Raw genomic sequence first — 24,175 nt, 5'->3', positions numbered from 1 at the left:
CGGAGATTACCCATGCGCTCAGACGACCGCCACGCTTCATCCCCACGCCGTGAAGGCCGACACGGACCGGACGGCCATCGCCGCCCGCGCTTTTTCGGCAACGGCGAACTGCGCCTGGTGATGCTGGATATCCTGTGCGCCGGCGAGAGCCACGGTTATGAACTTATCAAAGCCATCGAAACGCTGACCGCAGGCCACTACGCGCCAAGCCCCGGCGTGGTCTATCCGACGCTCGACGCGCTGGAGGCGCAGGGGTTTGTAGTGTTGCACGACGAAGAAAATGGCCGGAAGAAAATCGCGATTACCGACGCGGGCCGCGCGTGGCTTGGGGAGAACCGCGAGGCGCTGGATCATATTCAGGCGCGGATGCGGGCGCGCGCCATCGGGCATAAGCTGCGTAAAGATCCGCAGATGAAACGGGCGCTTGATAACATGAAAGCGGTGCTGGATTTGAAAGTGAATCAGGCGGAAATCAGCCCGGAGACGTTAAAACAGATTATCGGGATTATCGATCGCGCGGCGCTGGAAATTTCCCAGCTCGACTAGCAATAACGGCGGTGGCAGGCCACCGCCGCGGTTTATCAGGCGCTGAGACGGAACACTTTAATCATCTCTTTTAAGTTATGCGCCTGGTCATTGAGCGACGAGGCCGCCGCGACCGATTCTTCCACCAGCGCGGAGTTCTGCTGCGTGGTGGTGTCAATCATGCCAATGGCGCTGTTGATCTGCGAAATGCCGTCGGTCTGTTCACGGCTGGCCTGCGCGATTTCTCGCAGGATCGTGTCCATTTCTCCGACGTTCGCCACCATGCCATTCAGCAGGCCGCTCGCTTTTTCCACCAGTTCCATACCTTCACGGGTCTGGCCTGTGGAGTCCTCGATAAGCGCGCGGATCTCGCTTGCCGATGACGCGCTCTTCTGCGCCAGCTGGCGCACTTCGCCCGCCACCACTGCGAAACCACGGCCATGCTCGCCCGCGCGCGCTGCCTCGACGGCGGCGTTCAGCGCCAGGATGTTGGTCTGGAACGCGATGGAGTCGATCAGGTTGATGATGTCTGACATACGATCCGACGTGCCGCGAATGACGCGCATTTTGTCCGTCACCTGCTGCATCATTTCGCCGTTGCGTTTCACCACATCGGCAGCCTCGGATGACAGTTTCGTCGCCTCGCTGGTGTTATCCGCGGTGTTTTTCACGGTCGAGGTGATCTGCTCCATCGAGGCGGCAGTCTGCTCAACGGAACTTGCCTGCTCTTCGGTGCGCGCGGCCAGATCCTGGTTACCCGCGACAATCTGCGACGCCGCGCTGGAGATACTTTCGGCGCTGTACTGCACCTCCTGCACAATGGCCTGCAAACGCTGCTTCATATCCATCAGCGCATTCAGCAACACGCCGGTTTCATCGCGCGACTGCACGTCCACCGAACGAGTGAGATCGCCCTCGGCAATCGCGCCGGCAAAGCGCACCGCCTGCTCGAGCGGGCGCGTAATGGCACGCACGATAAGCCAGCCCATCAGAGAACCCAGCACCACGCATAACAGCGTCAGGCCAATTGTCAGCGCACGGTTGCTACTGAAATCCTTCGCCACCGTCACGCCTGCCTCGCGCATATGATTATCCTGAATTTTAATCAGCGCCTGAACCCGCGATTTGTACTCGTTCTGGAGCGCCACCGTGGTGGACATCATCTCCTCCAGCGCCGCATTACGATCGTTGCGTTTTACCGCATCGAGAATGCGAAACCGCGACGCCAGGTACTGCTTACGCACCTCGGCTATCTGCGCCAGCGCCTGACGCGAAGCGTCATCGGTCAGCGTTTTATTGAGATCGGCCAGCAGCGCGCCAATACGCCCGCTAATGGCGCTGAGCTGCGCTTCTGACTGCTGCGTCCAGCGCTGGTTTTCGTCCATCAGCATTAATTGCTGCGTACTGACGAAGCTCTGGAAATTTTCAATAAGCTGATTGGCTTTTACGGTCGTGGGATAATCCTCAGCGATAACCTGCTGAATATTATTATTGGCCTGGCTCAGACTACCGAGTGATAAACCGGCGCTGATAAGTAATAAAACAATAAAAAAAGCAAAAGCGAAAATAAGCTTTGTGCGGATTTTAATATCGCGGATGGACATATTCACTCCGTTGAACGGGTTATTTTGCGCTGACGAAACGGAAATCGCAGCGATGGATAACGTGATCCGCCGAACCTGCGGGGATCGACAAAGGTCGTTATCGTCCGGCCGTTTTGTAACTTTATGAGTTTGATCGTTTTTCTCTTTTAGAAACCATTAAAACAATAGTCATTGGCTATTAATAAGCGGCGATTGATCGGCCAAATGTGCGCCAGATCACTTAATCGCGCAATTAATTACAACGAAGCGGAAACGTTTTTATGTGTGGGTTCAGGAAGATGGGAAAAACAATTTAAAATGAAGGGTTTATATTAAATACATTTATTTAATTTATTTTTAACATTAACCCAACAATATAACACACCGTAAAAAGGGCACAAATTGACAAATTTTACAGCGTCATCCAGCAAGAAAAAGGCGGCATTGCGCCGCCTTTAACCAAAATTAATGCAGTACCGTGACGGCATCCTGCAGGCGTCCAGCGCGGTGTTTCACCATCGACGAAACCTGCGCACTCTCTTCCACCAGCGCCGCGTTCTTGCGAGTGATGGCGTCCAGTTCGGCTACCGCACGGGTGAGATCCGAAAGGCCGTCGGCCTGCTCGGTGGTGGCCTGGCTTATCTGCCCCAGTAGACGCGTCACGTTTTCCACCTGGTTGACGATATCCTGCATGGTGCGCCCCGCTTCATGCACCTGCACCGTACCGGACGCCACTTTACTGGCGCTGGCGTCAATCAGCTTGCGGATATCGTTGGCCGCGTTCGCGCTGCGGTTGGCCAGATGACGCACTTCGCCCGCCACGACGGCAAAACCTTTACCCTGCTCGCCTGCCCGCGCCGCTTCCACAGCGGCGTTAAGCGCCAGGATGTTAGTCTGAAAGGCGATATCGTTAATCAGCGCCGTGATGGAGCCGATACGCTGCGTGCTGTCGGCGATTTCGTCCATCGTATTGACCACGGTTTCCATCGTCTGACCGCCGAGACGCGCCGCGTCGCTCGCCTCGCTGGAGAGTTTATCGGCCGCCGCCGCGGTGGCGGAGTTGTTCTGCACCGACGCCGCCATTTGATTCATGGTGGTGACGGTTTGCTGCACATTCACCACTGTCTGGCGGGTACGTTCGTTAAGATCGTCATTGCCGCGCGCCAGCGTCTCGCTGCCGCTGCGCACGCTGCTGACCTGCCCTGAGACATCATTCATCAGCCAGCGGCACATCAGCCCCAGTTGGCCGACCGCGCGCAGCGTCACGCCGACCTCATCAACGCGGTTAATATGCGTAATACTTTGCGATTCGCCGGTCGCGATGCGCAGCGCCTGGCGCGCCACATTTTCAACCGGGCGCACAATCTGCCACTCCAGCGCCGCGCCGCCGAGAAGCAACATCACCGCCGCCGCGAGCGCCGGAATCAGCATTGGTGCGCCCGTACAGGCCATCACTGCCATCCAGGCCACAAACAGCGCCGCCATCACACCGCGCAGACGCCAGCGCAATGGAACCGCCGGGAGTTTGCCCCACCAGGCGTTGCGCAGCACCAGCCCTTTGAACAGACGGCGCGGTTTACGCCCTTCACGCAGCGCTTTATAAAGCGGCTCTACCGCCGCAATCTCTTCCGCGCTGGCTCGGGTACGAATCGACATAAAACCGGTTATTTTTCCGCCGCGCACCATCGGTGCCACGTTGGCACGCACCCAGTAGTGATCGCCGTTTTTACAGCGGTTTTTAACAATGCCGGTCCAGGGCTCGCCCTGCTTCAGCGTGTACCACATATCGGCGAAAGCCGCTTTGGGCATATCGGGGTGACGCACCAGATTGTGCGGGCTGCCGGTCAGTTCCTCTGAGGTATATCCGCTTACCTCGATAAAAGCGTCGTTGGCATGGGTGATATAGCTTTGCAGATCGGTGGTAGACATAAGCGTAGTGTCGTTAGCAAGCGTAACTTCACGCTGCGTCACGAACGGCGGAGAAGACATAACGGCGTCCTTAGGCAGGTTATCCAATTGTTAATCTTTTTTCTGCCTTGTTATGTCGGCGATATATAAATTATCTTTAGCTGTTAAATACGATTCAGCTCGCAAATTAAACATTTCGCGGTCATTTTTTTATGCACGCTGCCGATAATTTATATCCGCGATTATTTACCACAGTGAATAATACACCTGGGTTATTTCAGCGTTTCCCGCATCAGCCCGTCGAGCGTCAGAATACAGCGGTTACGTCCATTATTTTTCCCGAAATACATGGCATCGTCCGCACGACCAATTGCCTCATGCAATGTTTCATCCGGTCGTACGCATGTCAGGCCGCCTGTAACCGTCACCGTTAGCGTCTCGCCATTGAGCCTCAGCGGACGCCGACCAGGAGAGCCGCAGAACCGTAACCCCGCCTCACGCGCGGCTTGCGACGTATGTGCGTCAAGCAGCACGATGAACTCTTCTCCGCCAAAGCGATACACCCGCTCGCCGCTGCGCGCTTCGGTCTTTAACCGCTGCGCCACCTCACGCAGCACGTCATCGCCCGCGTTATGCCCATACGTATCATTGACCTTTTTAAAGCGGTCAATATCAATTATCAGCAGCCATAGCGTCTGTTCGCGCGCATGGGCGTGCAGGAAAGCGAAATCTTCATACATTAACTGGCGCAGCGGCAACCCGGTAAGCGTGTCATGACGGTTGCGTAGTGAGATCAGCTGCTGGCGATAGTCATCAACGCTTGCCACGAACTGCTGCTGTGCGTCGTGGTAAGCATAGAGTTCATCAGAATCCACCCGTTTACTGGCAATCGACTGAATTAACGTGCGCGCATAGTCATGCATCGCTTTATGCGTTTCGCTAATATTCCCAATAAAGCGAGCGTAGCGGGAAGGAATATTATCGCACGAGACAACCCAATGGTGAAAACGGCAATAAAGATGAGACTGCGGATGTATAAAGGTGTTATCAGGTTCGCTGCCTAATAATACGAGTTCTAAAAATTTGCCGCTCCACTCATAGTGTAATTTAACGGCGTGGTTTAATTCTTTTAACGATAAATCTATCTGTTGCAAATCCATGCTAACCTCATAAAACAATAACCGCCCTGGCTATCAGGAATACGCGCAAGAATAAAGAGGCGCGTGAAAAATAACCTGGCGGCAAATCAGTAAATCGCGTAATAACGCCGGTAAAATATATTTTTTGTGAATTATATACAGAAACACATTCGATGAAATAACTGCTCGCAGATGCGCCGCCGCCGCGCACACCCGCCCTGTTATGGTGCAACGCGTCGTCAGGCCCGCCCCGACGCTTTGCGCGGCGGTAGCATTTAGCGCCGCTATGCCTTTTTAAGAATGATTTCGTGCCGCCCCCCCCGCGGCTTCACAGCGGTTTATCCCGATTTTCATGCCCCTCACCGATGTGGCGTAAAGGCTGCAATACTTAACATCGGTATCATGTGATACGCGATCCAAAGGGGCACATTTTGAACAGGTTACCTAACAGCGCCTCGGCTCTTGCCTGTACCGCGCACGCACTGAATCTCATCGAAAAGCGCACGCTGACGCATGAGGAGATGAAAGCACTTAACCGGGAGGTCCACGACTACTTCCAGCAGCATGTCAATCCAGGGTTCTTAGAGTATCGAAAATCAGTCACCGCTGGCGGGGATTACGGAGCCGTAGAGTGGCAGGCGGGAGGTCTTAATACGCTTGTCGACACCCAGGGACAGGAGTTCCTTGATTGCCTGGGTGGGTTTGGCATTTTTAACGTGGGGCACCGTAATCCAGTTGTTGTATCCGCCGTAGAAAATCAGCTCGCGAAACAGCCTCTGCACAGCCAGGAGCTGCTCGACCCGCTAAGAGCGATGCTCGCCAAAACCCTCGCCGCGCTGACGCCCGGCAAACTCAAATACAGCTTCTTTTGCAACAGCGGAACGGAATCGGTCGAAGCGGCGATTAAGCTCGCCAAAGCGTACCAATCGCCGCGCGGCAAATTCACCTTTGTGGCCGCGAGCGGCGCTTTCCACGGTAAATCGCTCGGCGCGCTCTCCGCCACTGCCAAAGCGGCGTTTCGCAAACCGTTTATGCCGCTGCTGCCCGGCTTTCGTCATGTGCCGTTCGGCAATATCGACGCGCTGCGCGAGCTGCTTGGCGAGTGCAAGAAAACCGGCGATGACGTGGCGGCGGTGATCCTGGAGCCGATTCAGGGCGAAGGCGGCGTTATTCTGCCGCCGCCGGGGTATCTGCCGGCGGTGCGCAAGCTGTGCGATGAGTACGGCGCGCTGCTTATCCTCGACGAAGTGCAGACCGGCATGGGCCGCACCGGCAAGATGTTTGCCTGTGAGCATGAAAACGTGCAGCCGGATATTCTCTGTCTTGCCAAAGCGCTTGGCGGCGGCGTCATGCCGATTGGCGCGACGGTGGCGACAGAAGAGGTGTTCTCGGTGTTGTTCGACAACCCGTTCCTGCATACCACCACGTTTGGCGGCAACCCGCTCGCCTGCGCGGCGGCGCTCGCCACTATTCATGTCCTGCTGGAAGAAAACCTGCCCGCCCAGGCGGAGCAGAAAGGCGACATGCTGCTGGACGGCTTCCGTCAACTGGCGCGTGAATACCCGCATCTGGTGCAGGAGGCGCGCGGACGCGGGATGTTGATGGCTATTGAGTTTGTCGATAACGAAACCGGCTACCGCTTCGCAAGCGAGATGTTCCGCCAGCGTGTGCTGGTGGCGGGCACGCTCAACAACGCCAAAACGATCCGCATTGAGCCGCCGCTGACGCTGACCATTGAGCAGTGCGAGCAGGTGCTCACTGCCGCACGCAAGGCGCTTGAAACCCTCAGCACCGCCCAGAGCACAACGGCGGTCGCCACCGAAAGCTAACCCTCAGGCCGCGCGTCTTCGTTCTCATCCGGCGAAGGCGCGTCGCCTTTTCCCCCGCGTCTGAAATTTGATTGCCATCACAATCAGCGGATTGTCTCTTTCCCTTTTGGCCGTCGATCGCTTAATCATTAACTCATCCGACCACATAACAATTATTTTACACTGGATGAGTGCAATCATGAGCTACCCGTCGCTGTTCGCCCCGCTCGATCTTGGCTTTACCACGCTGAAAAACCGCGTCCTGATGGGCTCGATGCATACCGGGCTTGAGGAGCACCCGGACGGCGCGCGGCGACTGGCGGCCTTTTACGCCGAGCGCGCCCGACATGGCGTGGCGCTGATTGTCACCGGCGGCGTGGCGCCGTCGCCCTCCGGCGTGGCAATTCAGGGCGGCGCGGTGCTCAATGACGCGCATCACCTGCCCCATCATCGTGTCATTACCGACGCCGTGCATCGCGAAGGCGGCAAAATCGCGCTGCAGATTTTGCATACCGGGCGCTACAGCTATCAGCCGCACCCGGTCGCGCCGTCGCCCTTACAGGCGCCGATCAACCGCTTTGCGCCCCATGAACTGACCCATGACGAAATACTCGCGCTGATTGAAGATTTCGCGCGGTGCGCGTCGCTGGCGCGCGAGGCTGGCTATGATGGCGTGGAGATCATGGGCTCGGAAGGTTATCTGATAAACCAGTTTCTGGCGGCGCGCACCAACCATCGCGAGGACGAATGGGGCGGCGATTACGCCCGCCGGATGCGCTTCGCCGTTGACGTTGTGCGCGCGGTGCGTGAGCGCGTGGGCCAGGACTTTATCATTATTTATCGTCTCTCGATGCTGGATCTCGTTGAGGGCGGCTCGACCTTCGATGAAACCGTGCAGCTTGCCCGCGCCATTGAGGCGGCGGGCGCGACGCTGCTGAATACCGGCATTGGCTGGCACGAGGCGCGTATTCCGACGATTGCCACACCGGTGCCGCGCGGCGCGTTTACCTGGGTGACGCGTAAACTTCGCGGGCTGACTCGTCTGCCGCTGGTGACGACCAACCGCATTAACGACCCGCATGTGGCGGAGGCGATTCTCGCCGCGGGCGATGCCGATATGGTTTCGATGGCGCGGCCGTTTCTGGCCGATGCCGAGCTGCTATCCAAAGCCGCGAGCGGGCGCGAGGCGGAAATTAATACCTGCATCGGCTGCAACCAGGCGTGCCTCGATCAGATTTTCGCGGGCAAAATTACGTCATGTCTGGTGAACCCGCGCGCCTGCCATGAAACCGAAATGGTCTCTGTGCCTGCCCGCATGCCGAAAAAGCTGGCGGTGGTAGGCGCGGGCCCCGCGGGGCTTTCGTTTGCGGTGAATGCCGCACAGCGCGGGCACGTGGTGACGCTGTTTGACGCCAGCGCGGAGATTGGCGGGCAGTTTACTATCGCCAAACAGATCCCTGGCAAGGAGGAGTTTTACGAGACGCTGCGCTATTTCCGCCGGATGCTGGCAGTGACCGGCGTGACGCTCGCGCTTAACACGCGCGTCGAGGCCGCGATGCTGGCGGCGTTTGACGAGGTGGCGCTCGCGACGGGCATTGTGCCGCGCGTGCCGGATATCGAAGGCATCGATCATCCGAGCGTGCTGACCTATCTCGACGTACTGCGCGATAAAGCGCCGGTCGGGCAGCGCGTGGCGATTATCGGCTGCGGCGGCATCGGCTTTGATACCGCGATGTATTTAAGCCAGCCGGGAGAAGCCACCAGCCAGAATATCGCGGAGTTTTGCGTGGAATGGGGCATCGACACCAGCCTTAACGCGCCGGGCGGCCTGCGCCCCGAAGGGCCGGTGTTGCCGAAGAGCCCGCGCCAGATAGTGATGCTGCAACGCCGCGCCGGGAAACCGGGCGACGGGCTTGGCAAAACGACCGGGTGGATCCATCGCGCGACGCTGCTGGCGCGCGGCGTGAAGATGATCCCGGCGGTGAGTTATCAGCGTATCGACGATCGTGGTTTGCATGTGTTGATCAACGGCGAACCGCAGGTGCTGGAAGTAGATAACGTGATTATTTGCGCGGGCCAGGAGCCGCAACAGGCGCTCGCGGCGCCGCTGCGCGCGATGGGCAAGCCGGTGCATTTGATTGGCGGCTGCGACGTGGCGCTGGAGCTCGACGCCCGCCGCGCCATCGCCCAGGGAACGCAGCTGGCGCTGGCAATTTAAGGCATATGGCGGGTGCGATGGTGATGGCGGGTGCGCTTCGCTTACCCGCCCTACGATTGAGACACCCTCAAATTATGTAGGGTGGGTAAGCGTTGCGCACCCACCACCCCGCAAACCAGCAACATACGTGTAGGGTGGGTAAGCGTAGCGCACCCACCGCCCCGCAAACCAGCAACATACGTGTAGGGTGGGTAAGCGAAGCGCACCCACCGTTTTTCCCCGGCCACAACGCGGACGGCAAGGTGGATGGTTTTACTCCGGCTAAAAAAAATCGGCCCATGAGGGCCGATTTCCGCCGGGAGCCGGGATTGCAAAGGGGGCGGCGGCGAGCCCCCTTTGCACGTTCGCGTGAGGAAAGCGTCCATATAAAAAAGACAGTATGGCGAACGGAACGCGTTCCCTACCCTGATATATTTACCCTGCCTCACCGGTCCTTTTACGTTCTGTGATGGCGGGTGCGCTGCGCTTACCCGTCCTACGATTGAGACACCCTCAAATTATGTAGGGTGGGTAAGCGAAGCGCACCCACCGCCCCGCAAACTTCGCGTTAACCGCCCTTCTCAGCGGCTCTTGCGCAACTTCACCGCCTTCAACACCACAAATTTATTGTTGGTCGCGACGGTCGTACAGTTGCCGAAAATCTTCTTCAGCTTGCGGAAATAATCGAGATGGCGATTGCCAACGATGCGCAGCTCGCCGCCCCATTTCAGGCAGCGGCGGGCGTCCTGGAACATCTGCCAGGCGATATGATCGGTAATCGCATGCTGCTGGTGGAACGGCGGGTTGCAAAGCACCGCGTGAAAGCTTTCCGGCTCCACGCCCGTCAGCGCGTTATTCACCTGAAACTCGCAGCGCTCCATCGCCTCCGGCAGATTGGTTTCAACGTTCAGACGGCTCGAAGCCACCGCCATATAAGACTCGTCGACAAACCGCACCTTCGCCTGCGGGTTTTGCGCCAGCAGCGTCAGGCCGATCACGCCATTGCCGCAGCCGAGATCGACCATCTCGCCTTCCACCGCTTCCGGCAGATGCTGCATAAAGAAGCGCGCGCCGATGTCGAGACTCGTGCGGGAAAACACGCTGGCGTGGTTGTGAATCGTCCACGGCGTGCCGTCGAGCTTCCAGCTTAAGGTTTCAGGCGCGTCGGCAAGCGCCGGGGCGCTGAAGGCGCAGTGAATCAGGCGCGCCTTTTTCCAGGCGAGCGTCGTGGTGGTCGGCCCTAAAATTTTCTCAAACAACGTAAGCGTTGAGGTGTGAATATCGCGCGCTTTGGCACCGGCGATAATGCGCGTCTGCGGCGTTACTACTTTTCGCAGCGCGCGCAGCTGCTGCTCCAGCAGCGCGAGCTGTTTCGGGATTTTCATCAGCACCAGCTCGGGTGCGTCGGGCAGCGGGCTAAGGCTGTCCTGCATCGTCACGAGAGCGTCGTCGATATCGTTCAGGCGCAGGTTGTGGCGCGTGGCCTGATGGGCGATGAACGAATCGTTAACGCTGACCGGACGTACATCCGCCAGCGCACAGGCGAGCGCGCCGAAACTGTCGTTGAAAATCAGTACCGGGCCGGAGGGCTGTTCGACCTGTTGCAGCAGGTATTCATCCGCTGCCTCCCAGGCCTGCAGCGGCGTCTCTTCCGGCATCGGCGGAAAACGCTGCAGCGTCAGTGTTTGATTAAGTAACTCCACCTGGCTCATCGGCCCTCCCGAATGGTAAAATCCGCGCGTTTTATCCCTTAATTACACCCCTGAGTAAACCTTTTTTTCACCCGCTGAGGCCGTGATGACCACACTGACGTATCTCCAGGGCTACCCGGAATCGCTGCTTGTCCAGGTGCGCACGCTGATTGACCAGAACCGCCTCGGCGACGTCCTTGAGAAGCGCTATCCGCACAAGCATCTGATAACCACCGATAAAGCGCTTTATGACTATGCGCAGGCGCTGAAAAACCGCTATCTGCGCAGCGCCCCGCCGCTCAATAAAGTGGCCTATGACAATAAAATCCATGTGATGAAGCACGCGCTCGGGCTGCATACCGCAATCTCCCGCGTGCAGGGCGGCAAGCTGAAAGCCAAGGCGGAGATTCGCGTCGCCACGGTGTTTCGCCAGGCGCCGGAAGATTTCCTGCGGATGATCGTGGTGCATGAGCTGGCGCATATTAAAGAAAAGGAACACAACAAAGCCTTTTATCAGCTGTGCTGCCATATGGAACCGCAGTATCATCAGCTCGAATTCGACACCCGCCTGTGGCTGACCCAGCTTGCGCTGACGCAAAATGGCGGGCAGACGGCTTAACCTCCGCTTTTGCAAGGACGCAACGTGAAATTTTCCTCTCGCTCAAAACGCGGCTTAACTCTCGCCGCCGTGATTATCCTGACTGGCGCGTTGGTGTCGGTGATGGCCATTATCGGTGCCGACCGCGCGGTTACGCACGCCGCGGCTGGCCGCTTGTATGACACGGTCGACAATATTCCTGCCCGCAAAGTGGGGCTGGTGCTCGGCGCACGCCCTGACAACCGCTTCTTCAACCGCCGTATCGAGGCCGCCGCCGGGCTTTATCACGCCGGGAAAGTCTCCTGGCTGTTGGTGAGCGGCGATAACAGCCGCGCTGATTACGATGAGCCGACGGCAATGGCCGAAGCGCTTAACCGCCGCGGCGTACCCGCTGCCGCGATTTTCTGTGACTACGCGGGGTTTTCAACGCTCGATTCCGTCGTGCGCGCGCGGGAAGTCTTTCAGGAAAACCGCATTACCATTATCTCGCAGGCGTTTCATAATCAGCGCGCCATCTACCTGGCGCAACATTATGGCATCGACGCCATCGGGTTTAACGCCGAAGATCCGGCCTTGCGTCATACGCAATATACGCTGTTGCGCAAACGATTCGCCCGCGTACGGGCGCTGCTTGATGCGCGTCTGCTTCGCCGCGAACCGCACTTTCTTGGGCCTCAGGTGAAAATCGGCCCAAAAGACGCGCCGCGCGGCTGCAACATTTACGCCCCAACACCATAACAATCTGCGCCCGCGCGCACTGGTTTTGTCATTTTCGCGTGTTACTCTGAAAAGATATTCACTGTCGGAGAAGACACGCCTTTATGATACGTTTCGCCGTTGTTGGAACAAACTGGATTACGCGCCAGTTTGTCGATGCCGCCCACGAGACGGGCAAATTTACCCTGACCGCGATCTACTCCCGCAGCCTTGAACAGGCGCAGGCGTTCGCGAGCGACTACCCGGTGGAGCATCTCTTCACGTCGCTGGAGGCGCTGGCCGAAAGCGACGCCATCGACGCGGTCTATATCGCAAGCCCCAACGCCCTGCACTTTTCCCAGTCCTGCCTGTTTATGAACCATAAAAAGCATGTGATTTGCGAAAAGCCGCTGGCCTCTAACCTGCGCGAAGTGGAAGCGGCGATCGCCTGCGCGCGTGAAAATCAGGTGGTGCTGTTCGAGGCGTTTAAAACCGCCAGCCTGCCGAATTTTATCGCGCTGCAACAGGCGCTGCCGAAAGTGGGCACGCTTCGCAAAGTGCTGTTTAACTACTGCCAGTATTCGTCGCGCTACCCGCGTTACCTCAACGGCGAGAACCCGAATACGTTTAATCCGGCGTTCTCCAACGGCTCGATTATGGACATCGGCTTTTATACGCTCGCCAGCGCCGTTGCGCTGTGGGGCGAGCCGCATGAAGTGAAAGCCACCGCCAGCCTGCTGGCAAGCGGCGTGGACGCGCACGGCGTGGTTGAGATGAATTATGGCGATTTCGACGTCACGCTGCTGCACTCCAAAGTGAGCGACTCAACGCTTCCGAGCGAAATTCAGGGCGAGGCGGGCTCGCTGGTGATTGAAAAGCTCTCCGAGTGCCAGCGCATCACGTTTATCCCGCGCGGCGGCAAACCGCAGGAGCTGACGCTGCCGCAGCACATCAATACGATGCTCTATGAAGCGGACACCTTTGCGCGCCTGGTCGAGGCAAACGAAGTGAATCATCCGGGCCTCGCGGTCAGCCGCACGACGGCGAAATTGCTCACTGAGATCCGCGCCCAGACGGGCGTGACATTCCCGGCAGATGACGTGAGCACGCCGCTTCCGGCGTAAAGCTTTGTAAAAGCGCTACGGTGAGTTATTGACCGCATAAATGCTTTGTAATAGTTTGTTACTTGCAAAGGGGAGTAACTTCTAACGCCGACGGTCGTCATTACGATGCCATGCATCCGGTCGTCGGGCAGTCAGCCTGTTATCTACATGATAACGCGGCGGCTGTAAGTGAGACCTTGCCGGAAGGCGAGGTCTGTGCGGTGCTCTTAAGCAAAGCGGCTGACGTCTTCTGACGTTAGCCGTTTTTGTTTAGAGGATTTCGCTTATGAATACTGTCGGCACTCCCTTGCTGTGGGGCGGCTTCGCCGTCATCGTGGTGATTATGCTGGCTATCGACCTTCTGCTTCAGGGGCGACGCGGCGCGCACGCGATGACCATGAAGCAGGCGGCCGCCTGGTCCATCGTCTGGGTTTCGCTGTCCCTGCTGTTTAACGCGGCCTTCTGGTGGTATCTCACCGGCACCGCCGGGCGTGAAGTGGCGGATACCCAGGCGCTCGCCTTCCTGACCGGTTATCTCATCGAAAAAGCGCTCGCGGTCGATAACGTCTTCGTCTGGCTGATGCTCTTTAGCTATTTCGCCGTACCGCCGGCGCTCCAGCGCCGGGTACTGATTTACGGCGTGCTGGGCGCTATCGTGCTGCGCACCATTATGATTTTCGCCGGTAGCTGGCTTATTACGCAGTTTGAATGGCTGCTGTATGTGTTCGGCGCGTTCCTGCTCTTTACCGGCGTGAAGATGGCGCTCGCGAAAGAAGATGAAGGCGGGATCGGCGATAAACCGCTGGTGCGCTGGCTGCGCGGGCATCTGCGCATGACGGACAGCATCGAGAGCGAGCACTTTTTCGTGCGTAAAAACGGCCTGCTGTACGCCACCCCGCTGCTGCTGGTACTGATTATGGTGGAGCTGAGCGACGTGATTTTCGCGGTGGACAGCATCCCGGCGATTTTCGCCGTCACCACCGACCCGTTTATCGTGCTGACCTCTAACCTCTTCGCGATCCTCGGTCTGCGCGCCATGTACTTCCTGCTGGCGGGCGTGGCGGAGCGTTTCTCGATGCTGAAATATGGGCTATCGGTGATCCTGGTATTTATCGGTATCAAGATGCTGATTGTCGATTTCTATCATATTCCAATCGCCATTTCGCTTGGCATGGTCGGCGGAATTCTGGTGACAACGCTTGTGATTAACGCCTGGGTTAACCACCGCAACGACAAGAGAAAGCTGGCGGAATAAGGATTTTGCCGTCATGGCTTTGACGCCGCCCGTGCTCCTGCGGGCGGCGTTTTTTTATGGGTTATTCGCTCCCCGCGCTTTTGCAACGCGCCCGATGACGGAATTGCCGATATTGTCACAATAACGTTAAGAGATAGTTAAAAAACGGGAGCAATTCAGAAAATCCAGCACTATCCCCTTTCTCCGCGTAGCCAAATCCTTATACTCATCTGTGCAAACTTTTGTTACATCCTGACGCAACGTGGCACAGAACATGGCGCGGGATGCAACCACATCACTTCTGAAGGAAATAGTATGACTACGCAATCTCAGGGCGGCGGCCTGCTACACCGCCTGGCACAGGGCAGTCTGGTAAAACAGATTCTGGTGGGACTGGTGCTCGGTATTCTGCTGGCCTGGCTTTCCAAACCCGCGGCTATCGCGGTCGGGCTGCTCGGCACGCTGTTCGTCGGCGCGCTGAAAGCCGTGGCGCCGGTACTGGTGCTGATGCTGGTAATGGCCTCTATCGCCAACCATAAACACGGGCAGAAAACCAATATCCGCCCCATTCTCTGGCTCTATCTGCTGGGCACGTTTTCCGCGGCGCTGACCGCCGTGCTGTTCAGCTTTCTCTTTCCTTCCACGCTGCATCTGGTTGCAGGCGCGACGGATATTACGCCGCCGACCGGCATTGTCGGCGTGCTGCGCGACCTGCTGCTCAGCATGGTCGCGAACCCGATTGATGCGCTGTTGAAAGGCAATTACATTGGCATTCTGGTCTGGGCTGTGGGTCTCGGTTTCGCGCTGCGTCACGGCAACGACACCACCAAAAATCTGGTGAATGATATGTCGGATGCCGTCACCTTTATGGTGAAACTGGTGATCCGCTTCGCGCCCATCGGGATTTTCGGCCTGGTCGCGTCCACCCTCGCCACTACCGGTTTCGATACCCTGTGGGGCTACGCGCAACTGCTGGTCGTGCTGGTCGGTTGTATGCTGCTGGTGGCGCTGGTGATAAACCCGCTGATTGTGTTTGCGAAAATCCGTCGTAACCCGTACCCGCTGGTGTTCGCCTGCCTGCGCGAAAGCGGCGTGACCGCGTTCTTTACCCGCAGCTCGGCGGCGAATATTCCGGTCAATATGGCGCTGTGCGAGAAGCTGAATCTGGACCGCGATACGTACTCGGTGTCTATCCCGCTCGGTGCGACCATCAACATGGCGGGTGCGGCGATCACCATTACGGTGCTGACGCTGGCGGCGGTCCATACGCTCGGGATCGCGGTGGATGTGCCGACCGCGCTGCTGCTGAGCGTGGTGGCGTCGCTGTGCGCCTGCGGCGCGTCGGGCGTGGCGGGCGGTTCGCTGCTGCTGATTCCACTCGCGTGCAATATGTTCGGTATCCCGAACGATATCGCCATGCAGGTGGTGGCGGTGGGCTTTATCATCGGCGTGTTGCAGGACTCCTGCGAAACCGCGCTGAACTCCTCCACCGACGTGCTCTTCACCGCGGCGGCGTGCCAGGCGGAAGATGCGCGTCTTGCGAGCCACGCGCTGCGTAATTAATCCCTCTCCGGCGGTCTGCGGGCCGCCGTTTTTTATCGCTTCTGCACTATCTCTTTTTCGACCTTAAACGGATCGATGCCGCGTTGTTGCATCCGCCAGAAACGAAGAATGTTATACCCGTTGATGATGAGAAAACTGCCTTCAATCAGCGTCCCGCCTATCGAGCCAATCCAGAAATTATGCGTGACCCAGCAGGCGGTGGAGCACCACATCACGCAGCGGGTGGTAAGCCCCGTGCAGCGAAACAGCGCCCAGGTGCTGGCGACGGTGCCGATAATCGGTAGCAGCTCAATGGCGTGATGCAGCTTCACCAGCCCGAGCGCCAGCGTGAGCACGATAAACAGCGTCATAATCCACAGGCTGCGGGTGCGTAGCGAAATCACCGTGCGCAGCGCGTTGAGCTCCGCGCTCATGCCCGCAGGCGTCGCGCCCATCAGGAAAAAGTGCCCGCCGATGACGGCGCTGTAAAGCGCCAGTTGCAGCTTAAAGCGCCGCTCGTCGCGGTTGAAAAAGGTGGTGATGCCAATCAGAAAGGCGATGACCCCAACGCCCTGGGCCAGCCAATACGCGGTCATAAAGCGTCCCTCTCAAAAAGAAACGGCGCTTCATAAATGAAACGCCGTCTGATGATGACGTTGTCCGGGGCCTACAGCGTCACGCCGCTCTTAAAGATGGCCAGCTCGCGGAAATCGTTTTTCTCATTGCAGGTCTGTTTGCCGGAGGCGATTTCCACAATCTTATCGACAAACATTTCCAGCAGTTGCGGCATCGCGGTGCCGTGCAGCAGCTGACCGGCGTCGAAGTCTATCCAGTGCGGTTTTTTCGCTGCCAGCTCGCTGTTGGTGGCGATTTTCACCGTCGGTACGAAACCGCCGTAGGGCGTGCCGCGCCCGGTGCTGAACAGCACCATATGGCAGCCCGCGCCCGCCAGCGCGCTGGTGGCGACAGCGTCGTTACCCGGCGCGCTCAGCAGGTTAAGGCCAGGCGTATGCAGGCGCTCGCCATAGCGCAGCACGTCGACAACCTGGCTTGCGCCCGCTTTCTGCGTGCAGCCGAGCGATTTCTCTTCAAGCGTGGTGATGCCGCCCGCTTTGTTGCCCGGCGACGGGTTTTCGTAAATCGGCTGATTGTGCGCGATGAAGTACTGTTTGAAGTCGTTCACCATGGTGACGGTTTTTTCAAACGTCGCTTCGTCGCGGCAGTGGCTCATGAGAATGCGCTCTGCGCCAAACATCTCCGGCACTTCGGTCAGTACCGTGGTGCCGCCGTTGGCGATGACATAATCCGAGAAACGGCCAAGCATCGGGTTGGCGGTAATACCGGAAAGCCCGTCTGAACCGCCACACTCCAGCCCGAATTTCAGCTCGCTGAGTTTGCCCGGCTCGCGTTTGTCGTGGCGCATGACGTCATAAAGCGCGTGCAGATGCTCAAGCCCCGCTTCCACTTCATCATCCTGATGCTGGCACACCATAAAATGTACGCGTGCCGGGTCGAAATCGCCGAGCGTCTCGCGAAACGCGTCCACCTGGTTGTTCTCACAGCCAAGACCAATCACCAACACCGCCCCGGCGTTCGGGTGGCGCACCATGTTTTGCAGCATGGTGCGGGTGTTGATGTGGTCATCGCCGAGCTGCGAGCAGCCGTAGGTGTGGCTGAAGAGAAACACGCCGTCGGTGCCTTCGGCGTCGTTCGTCTCTTTCAGGAAACGGTTCTGGATCTGGCGCGCGATCCCGTTGACACAGCCGACGGTCGGCAGGATCCAGAGTTCATTGCGGATCCCCACCTCGCCGCTGGCGCGACGGTAGATCTGCACCTCGCGATCGCCCATCTGCTCGCCGGTAAACGGCGCTTCGGGTTGATAGCTGTACTCATCCAGATCGCTGAGATTGGTGCGGGTATTGTGGGAGTGAATATGTTCGCCCGGCGCGATATCCGCCAGCGCATGGCCTATCGGCAGGCCATATTTCACCACGTTCTCTCCCTGAGCGATGGCGCGCAGTGCGAACTTATGCCCGCGCGCCACCGGCTGCAACAGCATGACGGACAGCCCGTCAATGGCGATCACCGTGCCTTCAGGCAGATCCGCCAGCGCTACCGCAACGTTATCCTGCGAATGGATCCTGATGTATTGCATATCAACCTCAAAGGGCCTTAGTGGAGTTCAATGGCGAAGTAGTCGCGGGCGTTGTTAAAGCAGATGTTTTTGACCATCTCGCCTAACAGATCGATATCCCCCGGCGCTTCGCCGGCTTCCACCCAGCGGCCAATCATCTGGCACAGAATGCGGCGGAAGTATTCATGACGGGTATAAGAGAGGAAGCTGCGGCTGTCGGTCAGCATCCCCACAAAACGGCTCAGCAGGCCGAGCTGCGCGAGCTGGGTCATCTGACGTTCCATGCCGTCTTTCTGATCGTTAAACCACCAGCCGGAGCCGAACTGCATCTTGCCTGGCATCCCTTCGCCCTGGAAGTTGCCGATCATAGTGCCCAGCACTTCGTTATCGCGCGGGTTCAGACAGTAGAGAATGGTTTTCGGCAGCAGATTTTCTTCGTTCTGTTTGCTGAGCAATTTTGAAAGCTCTTCCGCGAGCGGGCGGTCGTTGATGGAGTCGAAACCGACATCCGGCCCGAGCAGTCTGAACTGGCGCTGGTTGTTATTACGCAGCGCGCCGATGTGGTACTGCTGCACCCAGCCGCGACGCGCGTATTCTGCGCCAAGCCAGACCAGCACCGCCGTTTTGAACTGCGCGATTTCATGGCTGCTGAGCGCCTCGCCCGCCAGACGGCGCGCCAGAATGCCATCAAGCTCACTTTCGCTCGCCTCGGCAAACAGCACCACATCCAGCGCGTGATCCGACACTTTACAGCCGTGAGCCGCAAAGTGATCCAGACGTTTGGTCAGCGCCGTTTGCAGATCGCTAAAGCGGCGGATATCGGTATCGGAGACTTCCGCAAGCTTCGCCATGTAGTCGGCAAAGGTCGGCTGTTCAATGTTGAAGGCTTTGTCCGGGCGCCAGCTCGGCAGCACTTTGACGGTGAAGGCGCTGTCTTTCGCGATGGTCGCGTGATGCTCCAGGGAATCGATCGGATCGTCGGTGGTGCCCACCATTTTGACATTCATCTGCTGCATGATGCCGCGGGCGCTGAACGCATCCTGCGCCAGCAGATCGTTGCACTGGTTCCAGATCTCATCCGCGGTTTTCGGCGACAGCAGTTTGCCGGTAATGCCAAACGGACGGCGCAGCTCCAGATGCGTCCAGTGGTACAGCGGGTTGCCGATGGTATGCGGCACGGTCGCCGCCCACGCGTCAAACTTCTCGCGGTCGCTCGCATCGCCGGTACACAAACGCTCCGGCACGCCGTTGGTGCGCATCGCGCGCCATTTGTAGTGGTCGCCTTTCAGCCAGATGTCATACAGGTTTTTAAAGCGGTAATTTTCGGCAATCTGCTGCGGCGGAAGGTGGCAGTGATAGTCGAAAATCGGCTGGTCTTTACCGTAGTCGTGGTACAGGCGGCGGGCGAATTCGGTGTCGAGCAGGAAATCTTCGGTCATGAACGGGGTCATTTTATGCTTCCTCTGAGCCAGTATTTCAGATGCGTTAGCATGATGCTGTCAAAGTTATCACACCAATTTCCAGCGACCGAAGCTATTTTCGTGAGTCAGATCAATAAAAGCACACAAATAATCACCCCGTTCCGAAGTAAACGCCGCGCCAGCCCGCGCCACGTCTGGCTTCGTGTCGCCCCTGACGTAACCTTACAAATAAAAATGCTTTTGTGATGGCATTCAACTTTTAAAGCTGTATGACAAGTTATCGTTCTGCCGTCGCAACATATAAACCCACGGAATGTTTTAGAGGGTGTGATTCACCCCATCAGCCGGAACGGATACCGGCCTGTCCCATAAACACGGTATGGCAGGGCGTGGACGGCACCGACAAGACCTCCGGCGCGCCTCCCGTTACTGAATGAGCATCGCGCAAGCCTGGCAACATGCCTGCCTGCGCGGCGAACGATTAAACGATGAGGTTTCCAATGCGTAAAATTAAAGGGTTACGATGGTACATGATTGCGCTGGTGACGCTGGGCACCGTGCTGGGCTACCTGACCCGTAACACCGTAGCGGCCGCAGCGCCCACCCTGATGGAAGAGTTGCACATCTCCACCCAGCAATATTCTTATATTATCGCCGCCTATTCCGCGGCTTATACCGTCATGCAGCCGGTGGCAGGCTACGTGCTGGATATTCTCGGCACGAAAATCGGTTACGCCTTCTTTGCCGTGACATGGGCGGTGTTCTGCGGCGCAACGGCGCTGGCAGGCAGCTGGGGCGGCCTGGCGCTGGCACGTGGCGCCGTGGGTGCTGCGGAAGCGGCGATGATCCCGGCGGGTCTTAAAGCCAGCTCCGAGTGGTTCCCGGCGAAAGAGCGTTCCATCGCCGTAGGCTATTTCAACGTGGGCTCGTCTATCGGTGCCATGATAGCCCCGCCGCTGGTGGTATGGGCTATTGTCATGCATAGCTGGGAACTGGCGTTTATTATTTCCGGCGTGCTGAGCTTCGCCTGGGCGATGGCCTGGCTGATTTTCTACAAACATCCGCGCGACCAGAAAAAACTGACCGAAGAAGAACGCGATTACATTATTGGCGGCCAGGAGGCGCAGCATCAGACCAATAACGGTAAAAAAATGTCGCCGTGGCAGATCCTGCGCACCCGTCAGTTCTGGGGCATCGCGCTGCCGCGCTTTCTGGCGGAACCGGCCTGGGGTACGTTTAACGCCTGGATCCCGCTGTTTATGTTCAAAGTGTACGGCTTTAACCTGAAAGAGATCGCGATGTTCGCCTGGATGCCGATGCTGTTCGCGGATCTCGGCTGTATCGTCGGCGGTTATCTGCCACCGCTGTTCCAGCGCTGGTTTGGCGTGAATCTTATCGTTTCCCGTAAAATGGTGGTGACGCTGGGCGCGGTACTGATGATTGGCCCTGGCATGATTGGCCTGTTCACCAGCCCCTATGTGGCGATTGCCCTGCTGTGCATCGGCGGGTTCGCGCACCAGTCGCTCTCCGGCGCGCTGATTACGCTCTCCTCTGATGTGTTTGGTCGTAATGAAGTGGCGACCGCCAACGGCCTGACTGGTATGGCGGCCTGGACCGCGAGCACGCTGTTCGCTCTGGTGGTCGGCGCGCTGGCCGACACCATTGGCTTCAGCCCGCTGTTCGCTGTGCTGGCCGTGTTCGACCTGCTGGGCGCGCTGGTTATCTGGACGGTGCTGAAAAACAAACCGGCCAGCGAACTGGAGCGAGAGACGCGAAGTGGCGCGCCCGTCACACAACACTGATCGCTTATCCTGAAAGCCGCCTGCGGGCGGCTTTTTCATGGGCGTCGAGTGGAGGGCTCCCCCGAAAAGTGGTATAACAAATCTAAGCAGTATTGTGTTCACTGGAGTCATACATGGAAATCGCAGAACCGCGCCGTCTGTATCAACAACTGGCCGCTGAGCTTAAGCAACGCATTGAAGAAGGCGTTTACCAGGTGGGAGAAAAGCTCCCTGCCGAGCGCTTTATCGCCGACGAGAAAAACGTCAGCCGCACGGTCGTGCGTGAAGCCATCATCATGCTGGAAGTCGAAGGCTATGTTGAAGTGCGCAAAGGTTCCGGTATCCATGTCATCGCCAACCAGGCAAAACATCACGCCCCGGCCCCTGAGCAGGAATATGAATTCGCAAGCTACGGCCCCTTCGAGCTGCTACAGGCCCGCCAGCTTATCGAGAGTAATATCGCCGAGTTCGCCGCCACCCAGGTAACCAAGCAAGACATCATTAAACTGATGGAAATTCAGGAGAAAGCGCGCAACGAGAAATTCTTCCGCGACTCCGAATGGGATTTACAGTTTCACGTGCAGGTCGCACTCGCCACGCAAAACAGCGCGCTTGCCGCGATAGTCGAAAAAATGTGGACCCAGCGCGTGCATAACCCGTACTGGAAAAAGCTGCATGAGCATATCGACGCGCGTACCGTCGATAACTGGTGCGACGATCACGACAAAATCCTTAAGGCACTGATTCGCAAAGATCCACACGGGGCGAAGCTCGCCATGTGGCAGCACCTGGAGAACACCAAACAGATGCTGTTTAACGAAACCAGCGACGACTTTGAATTTAACGCCGACCGCTATCTTTTTGCCGAAAATCCGGTGGTCCATCTCGACGCGGCGGCAAACGGCGGAAAGTAATACTCTTCTTACCGCGAGGGTAAGCAAACCATATATAGTGTCAGCGTGTGTAAATACCCTCGCCAGCCTTATTCCCGGAAAGCAAAATCAACCTTCAACAAAGCACGATTTCTGTGACGCATCAGGCAGAGCTTTGTTACAATTAGACGCATTTCCTGGTGAAAAGTTAGCGCTTGCTTACTTCTCTCATTGCACACGGAGCCGTGCCAGCGCCAGGAACGCACAGAGCGCTGTTGACGTCCTTCATACCGCAGAAATGTCGCAATGCTATCTGTTCTACCCCATTGGCTTTAACCGATGTGCCAGGATCACTGAATGGAACTTTTGACACAATTACTTACTGCGCTCTGGAGCCAGGACTTCGAAACGCTGGCCAACCCCGGCATGATTGGCATGCTCTATTTTGTGCTGTTTATGATCCTGTTTCTGGAAAACGGCCTGCTGCCCGCCGCGTTTCTGCCGGGCGACAGCCTTCTGGTGCTGGTGGGCGTGCTTATCGCCAAAGGCGCGCTGGGGTATCCGCAAACGGTGCTGCTGCTGACCGCGGCCGCAAGCCTCGGCTGCTGGGTGAGCTATATCCAGGGGCGCTGGCTCGGCAATACGCGCATCGTACAGAACTGGCTGTCGCATCTGCCCGCGCATTACCATCAGCGGGCGCATCATCTGTTTCATAAACATGGGTTGTCCGCGCTGCTGCTGGGCCGCTTTATCGCCTTTGTGCGTACGCTGCTGCCGACCATCGCCGGGCTTTCTGGCCTCAATAACGCCCGTTTCCAGTTCTTTAACTGGATGAGCGGCCTGCTTTGGGTCGTCATTCTCACCACGCTTGGCTATTTACTTGGCAAAACGCCGGTGTTTCTTAAATATGAAGACGCCCTGATGTCCTGTCTGATGCTGCTGCCGGTCGTGCTGCTGGTTATCGGCCTGATAGGATCGCTCGTGGTGTTATGGAAGAAAAAACATGGAAACCGGAGCTAAAGGATGGCTTTCACACGCGCGCTTTCTCGTCGTCTTACGCTAATGCTTTCGGCAGGCGCGCTGCTGGCCGCCATGCTGCTTTGCTGGGCCGCGCTACAAAAACATGAAACCACGCTTGAGATACGCGCGGTGTCGCAGGGTGCGACTATCCCGGATGGTTTTTCCGTCTGGCACCATCTCGATGCCAACGGTATCCGTTTTAAAAGCATTACGCCGCAGGATGACATTCTGCTTATCAAGTTCGATACCAGCGATCAGAGCGAAGCAGCCCGCAAAGTGCTCTATCGCTCGCTGCCGCGCGGTTTTGTTATCGCCCAGCAGGAAGAAAAAAGCCTCACCCCCGCCTGGCTCACTCGCCTGCGTCATGACATTCAACGCCTGGGTTAACCCTTCCAGGAATCTGAATCTTTTCACGGACTTTGGGGTTTGCGTTATTACTTACTATGCTTGAGTAAGCGCAACCCATTGTTCTGTCCGCGCAACACAACCGGAATCGCGTATCGCCTGTGGCCTTACGCAACACAATGGAAGGTTTAATCATGAATTACCGCACAGTACTGGCCTTAGCCCTTTTTTCCTGGAATGCCGCAGCGCTTGCCGCCTCCCCTTGCGAAGAAAAAGCGCAGGAGATTGAAAAGGAGATCCGCTACGCCGAGCAGCACCATAATCAGGGGCGCATCGACGGGCTGAAAAAAGCGCTAAGTCAGGTACGAGCCAACTGCCGTGACGGCGATGTGCTCGCCGAGCACCGGCAGAAAGTGGCGAAGAAACAGGCGGAAGTGGCCGAGCGCCGCGCCGAATTGCATGAAGCGTCGCAGAAAGGCGATGCTGAAAAAATTGCCAAACGTCGCCACAAGCTCGCAGAAGCCGAGCAAGAGCTTAAGGCGCTGAAAGCTCAAGATTACTGAGCTTATGGATAACCC

20 protein-coding genes are annotated in these 24,175 nt (G+C 57.6%); 13 read left to right on the top strand and 7 right to left on the bottom strand.

The features are described from left to right. Nucleotides 1-12 precede the first annotated feature (12 nt). On the top strand, nucleotides 13-546 hold the full coding sequence (locus G9X48_RS13000; RefSeq protein ID WP_007780593.1) for a PadR family transcriptional regulator: 534 nt from the start codon (nucleotides 13-15) through the stop codon (nucleotides 544-546). 35 nt (nucleotides 547-581) lie between these two features. Here the strand turns inward: G9X48_RS13000 and G9X48_RS12995 are convergent, their stop codons facing one another. The 3 genes from G9X48_RS12995 to G9X48_RS12985 form a co-directional block, all read right to left on the bottom strand. Further along, nucleotides 582-2,129 (bottom strand): methyl-accepting chemotaxis protein, encoded by a 1,548-nt coding sequence (locus tag G9X48_RS12995; protein WP_097641470.1) that lies wholly within the window; start codon nucleotides 2,127-2,129, stop codon nucleotides 582-584. Between the two features lie 444 nt (nucleotides 2,130-2,573). After that, nucleotides 2,574-4,097 (bottom strand): PAS domain-containing methyl-accepting chemotaxis protein, encoded by a 1,524-nt coding sequence (locus tag G9X48_RS12990; protein ID WP_004385797.1) that lies wholly within the window; start codon nucleotides 4,095-4,097, stop codon nucleotides 2,574-2,576. Nucleotides 4,098-4,288: 191 nt separating this feature from the next. Continuing rightward, nucleotides 4,289-5,176 (bottom strand): diguanylate cyclase, encoded by an 888-nt coding sequence (locus tag G9X48_RS12985; protein ID WP_097641471.1) that lies wholly within the window; start codon nucleotides 5,174-5,176, stop codon nucleotides 4,289-4,291. Between the two features lie 410 nt (nucleotides 5,177-5,586). On the opposite strand from G9X48_RS12985, the gene ygjG reads away from it, so the two are divergent. Together ygjG and G9X48_RS12975 are read left to right on the top strand one after the other, a co-directional pair. Continuing rightward, entirely contained in the window at nucleotides 5,587-6,984 is a 1,398-nt protein-coding gene (gene ygjG, locus G9X48_RS12980) for a putrescine aminotransferase (protein WP_054624551.1), read from the top strand. Nucleotides 6,985-7,162: 178 nt separating this feature from the next. After that, nucleotides 7,163-9,181 carry an NADPH-dependent 2,4-dienoyl-CoA reductase gene (locus G9X48_RS12975; protein WP_165770549.1) on the top strand — a complete coding sequence of 673 codons (2,019 nt, stop codon included), beginning with the start codon at nucleotides 7,163-7,165 and terminating at the stop codon, nucleotides 9,179-9,181. Between the two features lie 560 nt (nucleotides 9,182-9,741). On the opposite strand, the gene rlmG is transcribed toward G9X48_RS12975, so the two are convergent. After that, on the bottom strand, nucleotides 9,742-10,872 hold the full coding sequence (rlmG, locus tag G9X48_RS12970; RefSeq protein WP_063265471.1) for a 23S rRNA (guanine(1835)-N(2))-methyltransferase RlmG: 1,131 nt from the start codon (nucleotides 10,870-10,872) through the stop codon (nucleotides 9,742-9,744). An 85-nt stretch (nucleotides 10,873-10,957) separates the two neighbouring features. Here rlmG and G9X48_RS12965 point away from each other — a divergent pair, with 85 nt between their 5' ends. From G9X48_RS12965 to sstT, 5 genes are all read left to right on the top strand, one after another. Further along, nucleotides 10,958-11,470, top strand: coding sequence for a M48 family metallopeptidase (locus tag G9X48_RS12965; RefSeq protein WP_014729717.1), 513 nt, complete (start codon nucleotides 10,958-10,960; stop codon nucleotides 11,468-11,470). A 24-nt stretch (nucleotides 11,471-11,494) separates the two neighbouring features. After that, nucleotides 11,495-12,187, top strand: a complete 693-nt coding sequence (locus G9X48_RS12960; RefSeq protein ID WP_105629581.1) for an ElyC/SanA/YdcF family protein — start codon at nucleotides 11,495-11,497, stop codon at nucleotides 12,185-12,187. An 83-nt stretch (nucleotides 12,188-12,270) separates the two neighbouring features. Next, nucleotides 12,271-13,269 (top strand): Gfo/Idh/MocA family oxidoreductase, encoded by a 999-nt coding sequence (locus tag G9X48_RS12955; protein WP_097641473.1) that lies wholly within the window; start codon nucleotides 12,271-12,273, stop codon nucleotides 13,267-13,269. 265 nt (nucleotides 13,270-13,534) lie between these two features. Further along, nucleotides 13,535-14,503, top strand: a complete 969-nt coding sequence (locus G9X48_RS12950; protein ID WP_097641474.1) for a TerC family protein — start codon at nucleotides 13,535-13,537, stop codon at nucleotides 14,501-14,503. A gap of 294 nt (nucleotides 14,504-14,797) precedes the next feature. Next, entirely contained in the window at nucleotides 14,798-16,045 is a 1,248-nt protein-coding gene (gene sstT / locus G9X48_RS12945) for a serine/threonine transporter SstT (protein WP_004385810.1), read from the top strand. A gap of 32 nt (nucleotides 16,046-16,077) precedes the next feature. Here the strand turns inward: sstT and G9X48_RS12940 are convergent, their stop codons facing one another. From G9X48_RS12940 to uxaC, 3 genes are all read right to left on the bottom strand, one after another. Then, entirely contained in the window at nucleotides 16,078-16,620 is a 543-nt protein-coding gene (locus G9X48_RS12940) for a YgjV family protein (RefSeq protein ID WP_097641475.1), read from the bottom strand. 71 nt (nucleotides 16,621-16,691) lie between these two features. Continuing rightward, complete coding sequence (locus G9X48_RS12935; protein ID WP_097641476.1) at nucleotides 16,692-18,179, bottom strand: altronate dehydratase family protein; 1,488 nt, start codon at nucleotides 18,177-18,179, stop codon at nucleotides 16,692-16,694. A 17-nt stretch (nucleotides 18,180-18,196) separates the two neighbouring features. Continuing rightward, complete coding sequence (uxaC, locus tag G9X48_RS12930) at nucleotides 18,197-19,609, bottom strand: glucuronate isomerase (protein WP_097641477.1); 1,413 nt, start codon at nucleotides 19,607-19,609, stop codon at nucleotides 18,197-18,199. Nucleotides 19,610-20,079: 470 nt separating this feature from the next. Between uxaC and G9X48_RS12925 the strand changes: the two genes are divergently transcribed. The 5 genes from G9X48_RS12925 (at nucleotide 20,080) to G9X48_RS12905 (ending at nucleotide 24,160) form a co-directional block, all read left to right on the top strand. Further along, nucleotides 20,080-21,381, top strand: a complete 1,302-nt coding sequence (locus G9X48_RS12925) for an MFS transporter (RefSeq protein WP_007872954.1) — start codon at nucleotides 20,080-20,082, stop codon at nucleotides 21,379-21,381. A 113-nt stretch (nucleotides 21,382-21,494) separates the two neighbouring features. Next, nucleotides 21,495-22,274 carry a transcriptional regulator ExuR gene (gene exuR / locus G9X48_RS12920; RefSeq protein ID WP_004385815.1) on the top strand — a complete coding sequence of 260 codons (780 nt, stop codon included), beginning with the start codon at nucleotides 21,495-21,497 and terminating at the stop codon, nucleotides 22,272-22,274. Between the two features lie 315 nt (nucleotides 22,275-22,589). Beyond that, entirely contained in the window at nucleotides 22,590-23,252 is a 663-nt protein-coding gene (gene yqjA, locus G9X48_RS12915; protein ID WP_004385816.1) for a DedA family general envelope maintenance protein YqjA, read from the top strand. A gap of 3 nt (nucleotides 23,253-23,255) precedes the next feature. After that, the gene (mzrA, locus tag G9X48_RS12910; protein ID WP_004385817.1) at nucleotides 23,256-23,639 is read left to right on the top strand and encodes an EnvZ/OmpR regulon moderator MzrA; all 384 of its coding nucleotides are present in this window, start codon (nucleotides 23,256-23,258) and stop codon (nucleotides 23,637-23,639) included. Nucleotides 23,640-23,791: 152 nt separating this feature from the next. Then, nucleotides 23,792-24,160 carry a DUF1090 domain-containing protein gene (locus G9X48_RS12905; RefSeq protein WP_007854187.1) on the top strand — a complete coding sequence of 123 codons (369 nt, stop codon included), beginning with the start codon at nucleotides 23,792-23,794 and terminating at the stop codon, nucleotides 24,158-24,160. Nucleotides 24,161-24,175 lie beyond the last annotated feature (15 nt).

It is taken from the genome of Cronobacter sp. HA18006 (assembly GCF_011605445.1).
In the GTDB taxonomy this organism is placed as follows: Bacteria; Pseudomonadota; Gammaproteobacteria; order Enterobacterales; family Enterobacteriaceae; genus Cronobacter; species Cronobacter sakazakii.
Note: the sequence above shows the minus strand (reverse complement) of the source record. Positions and strands in the feature narration are given on the sequence as shown.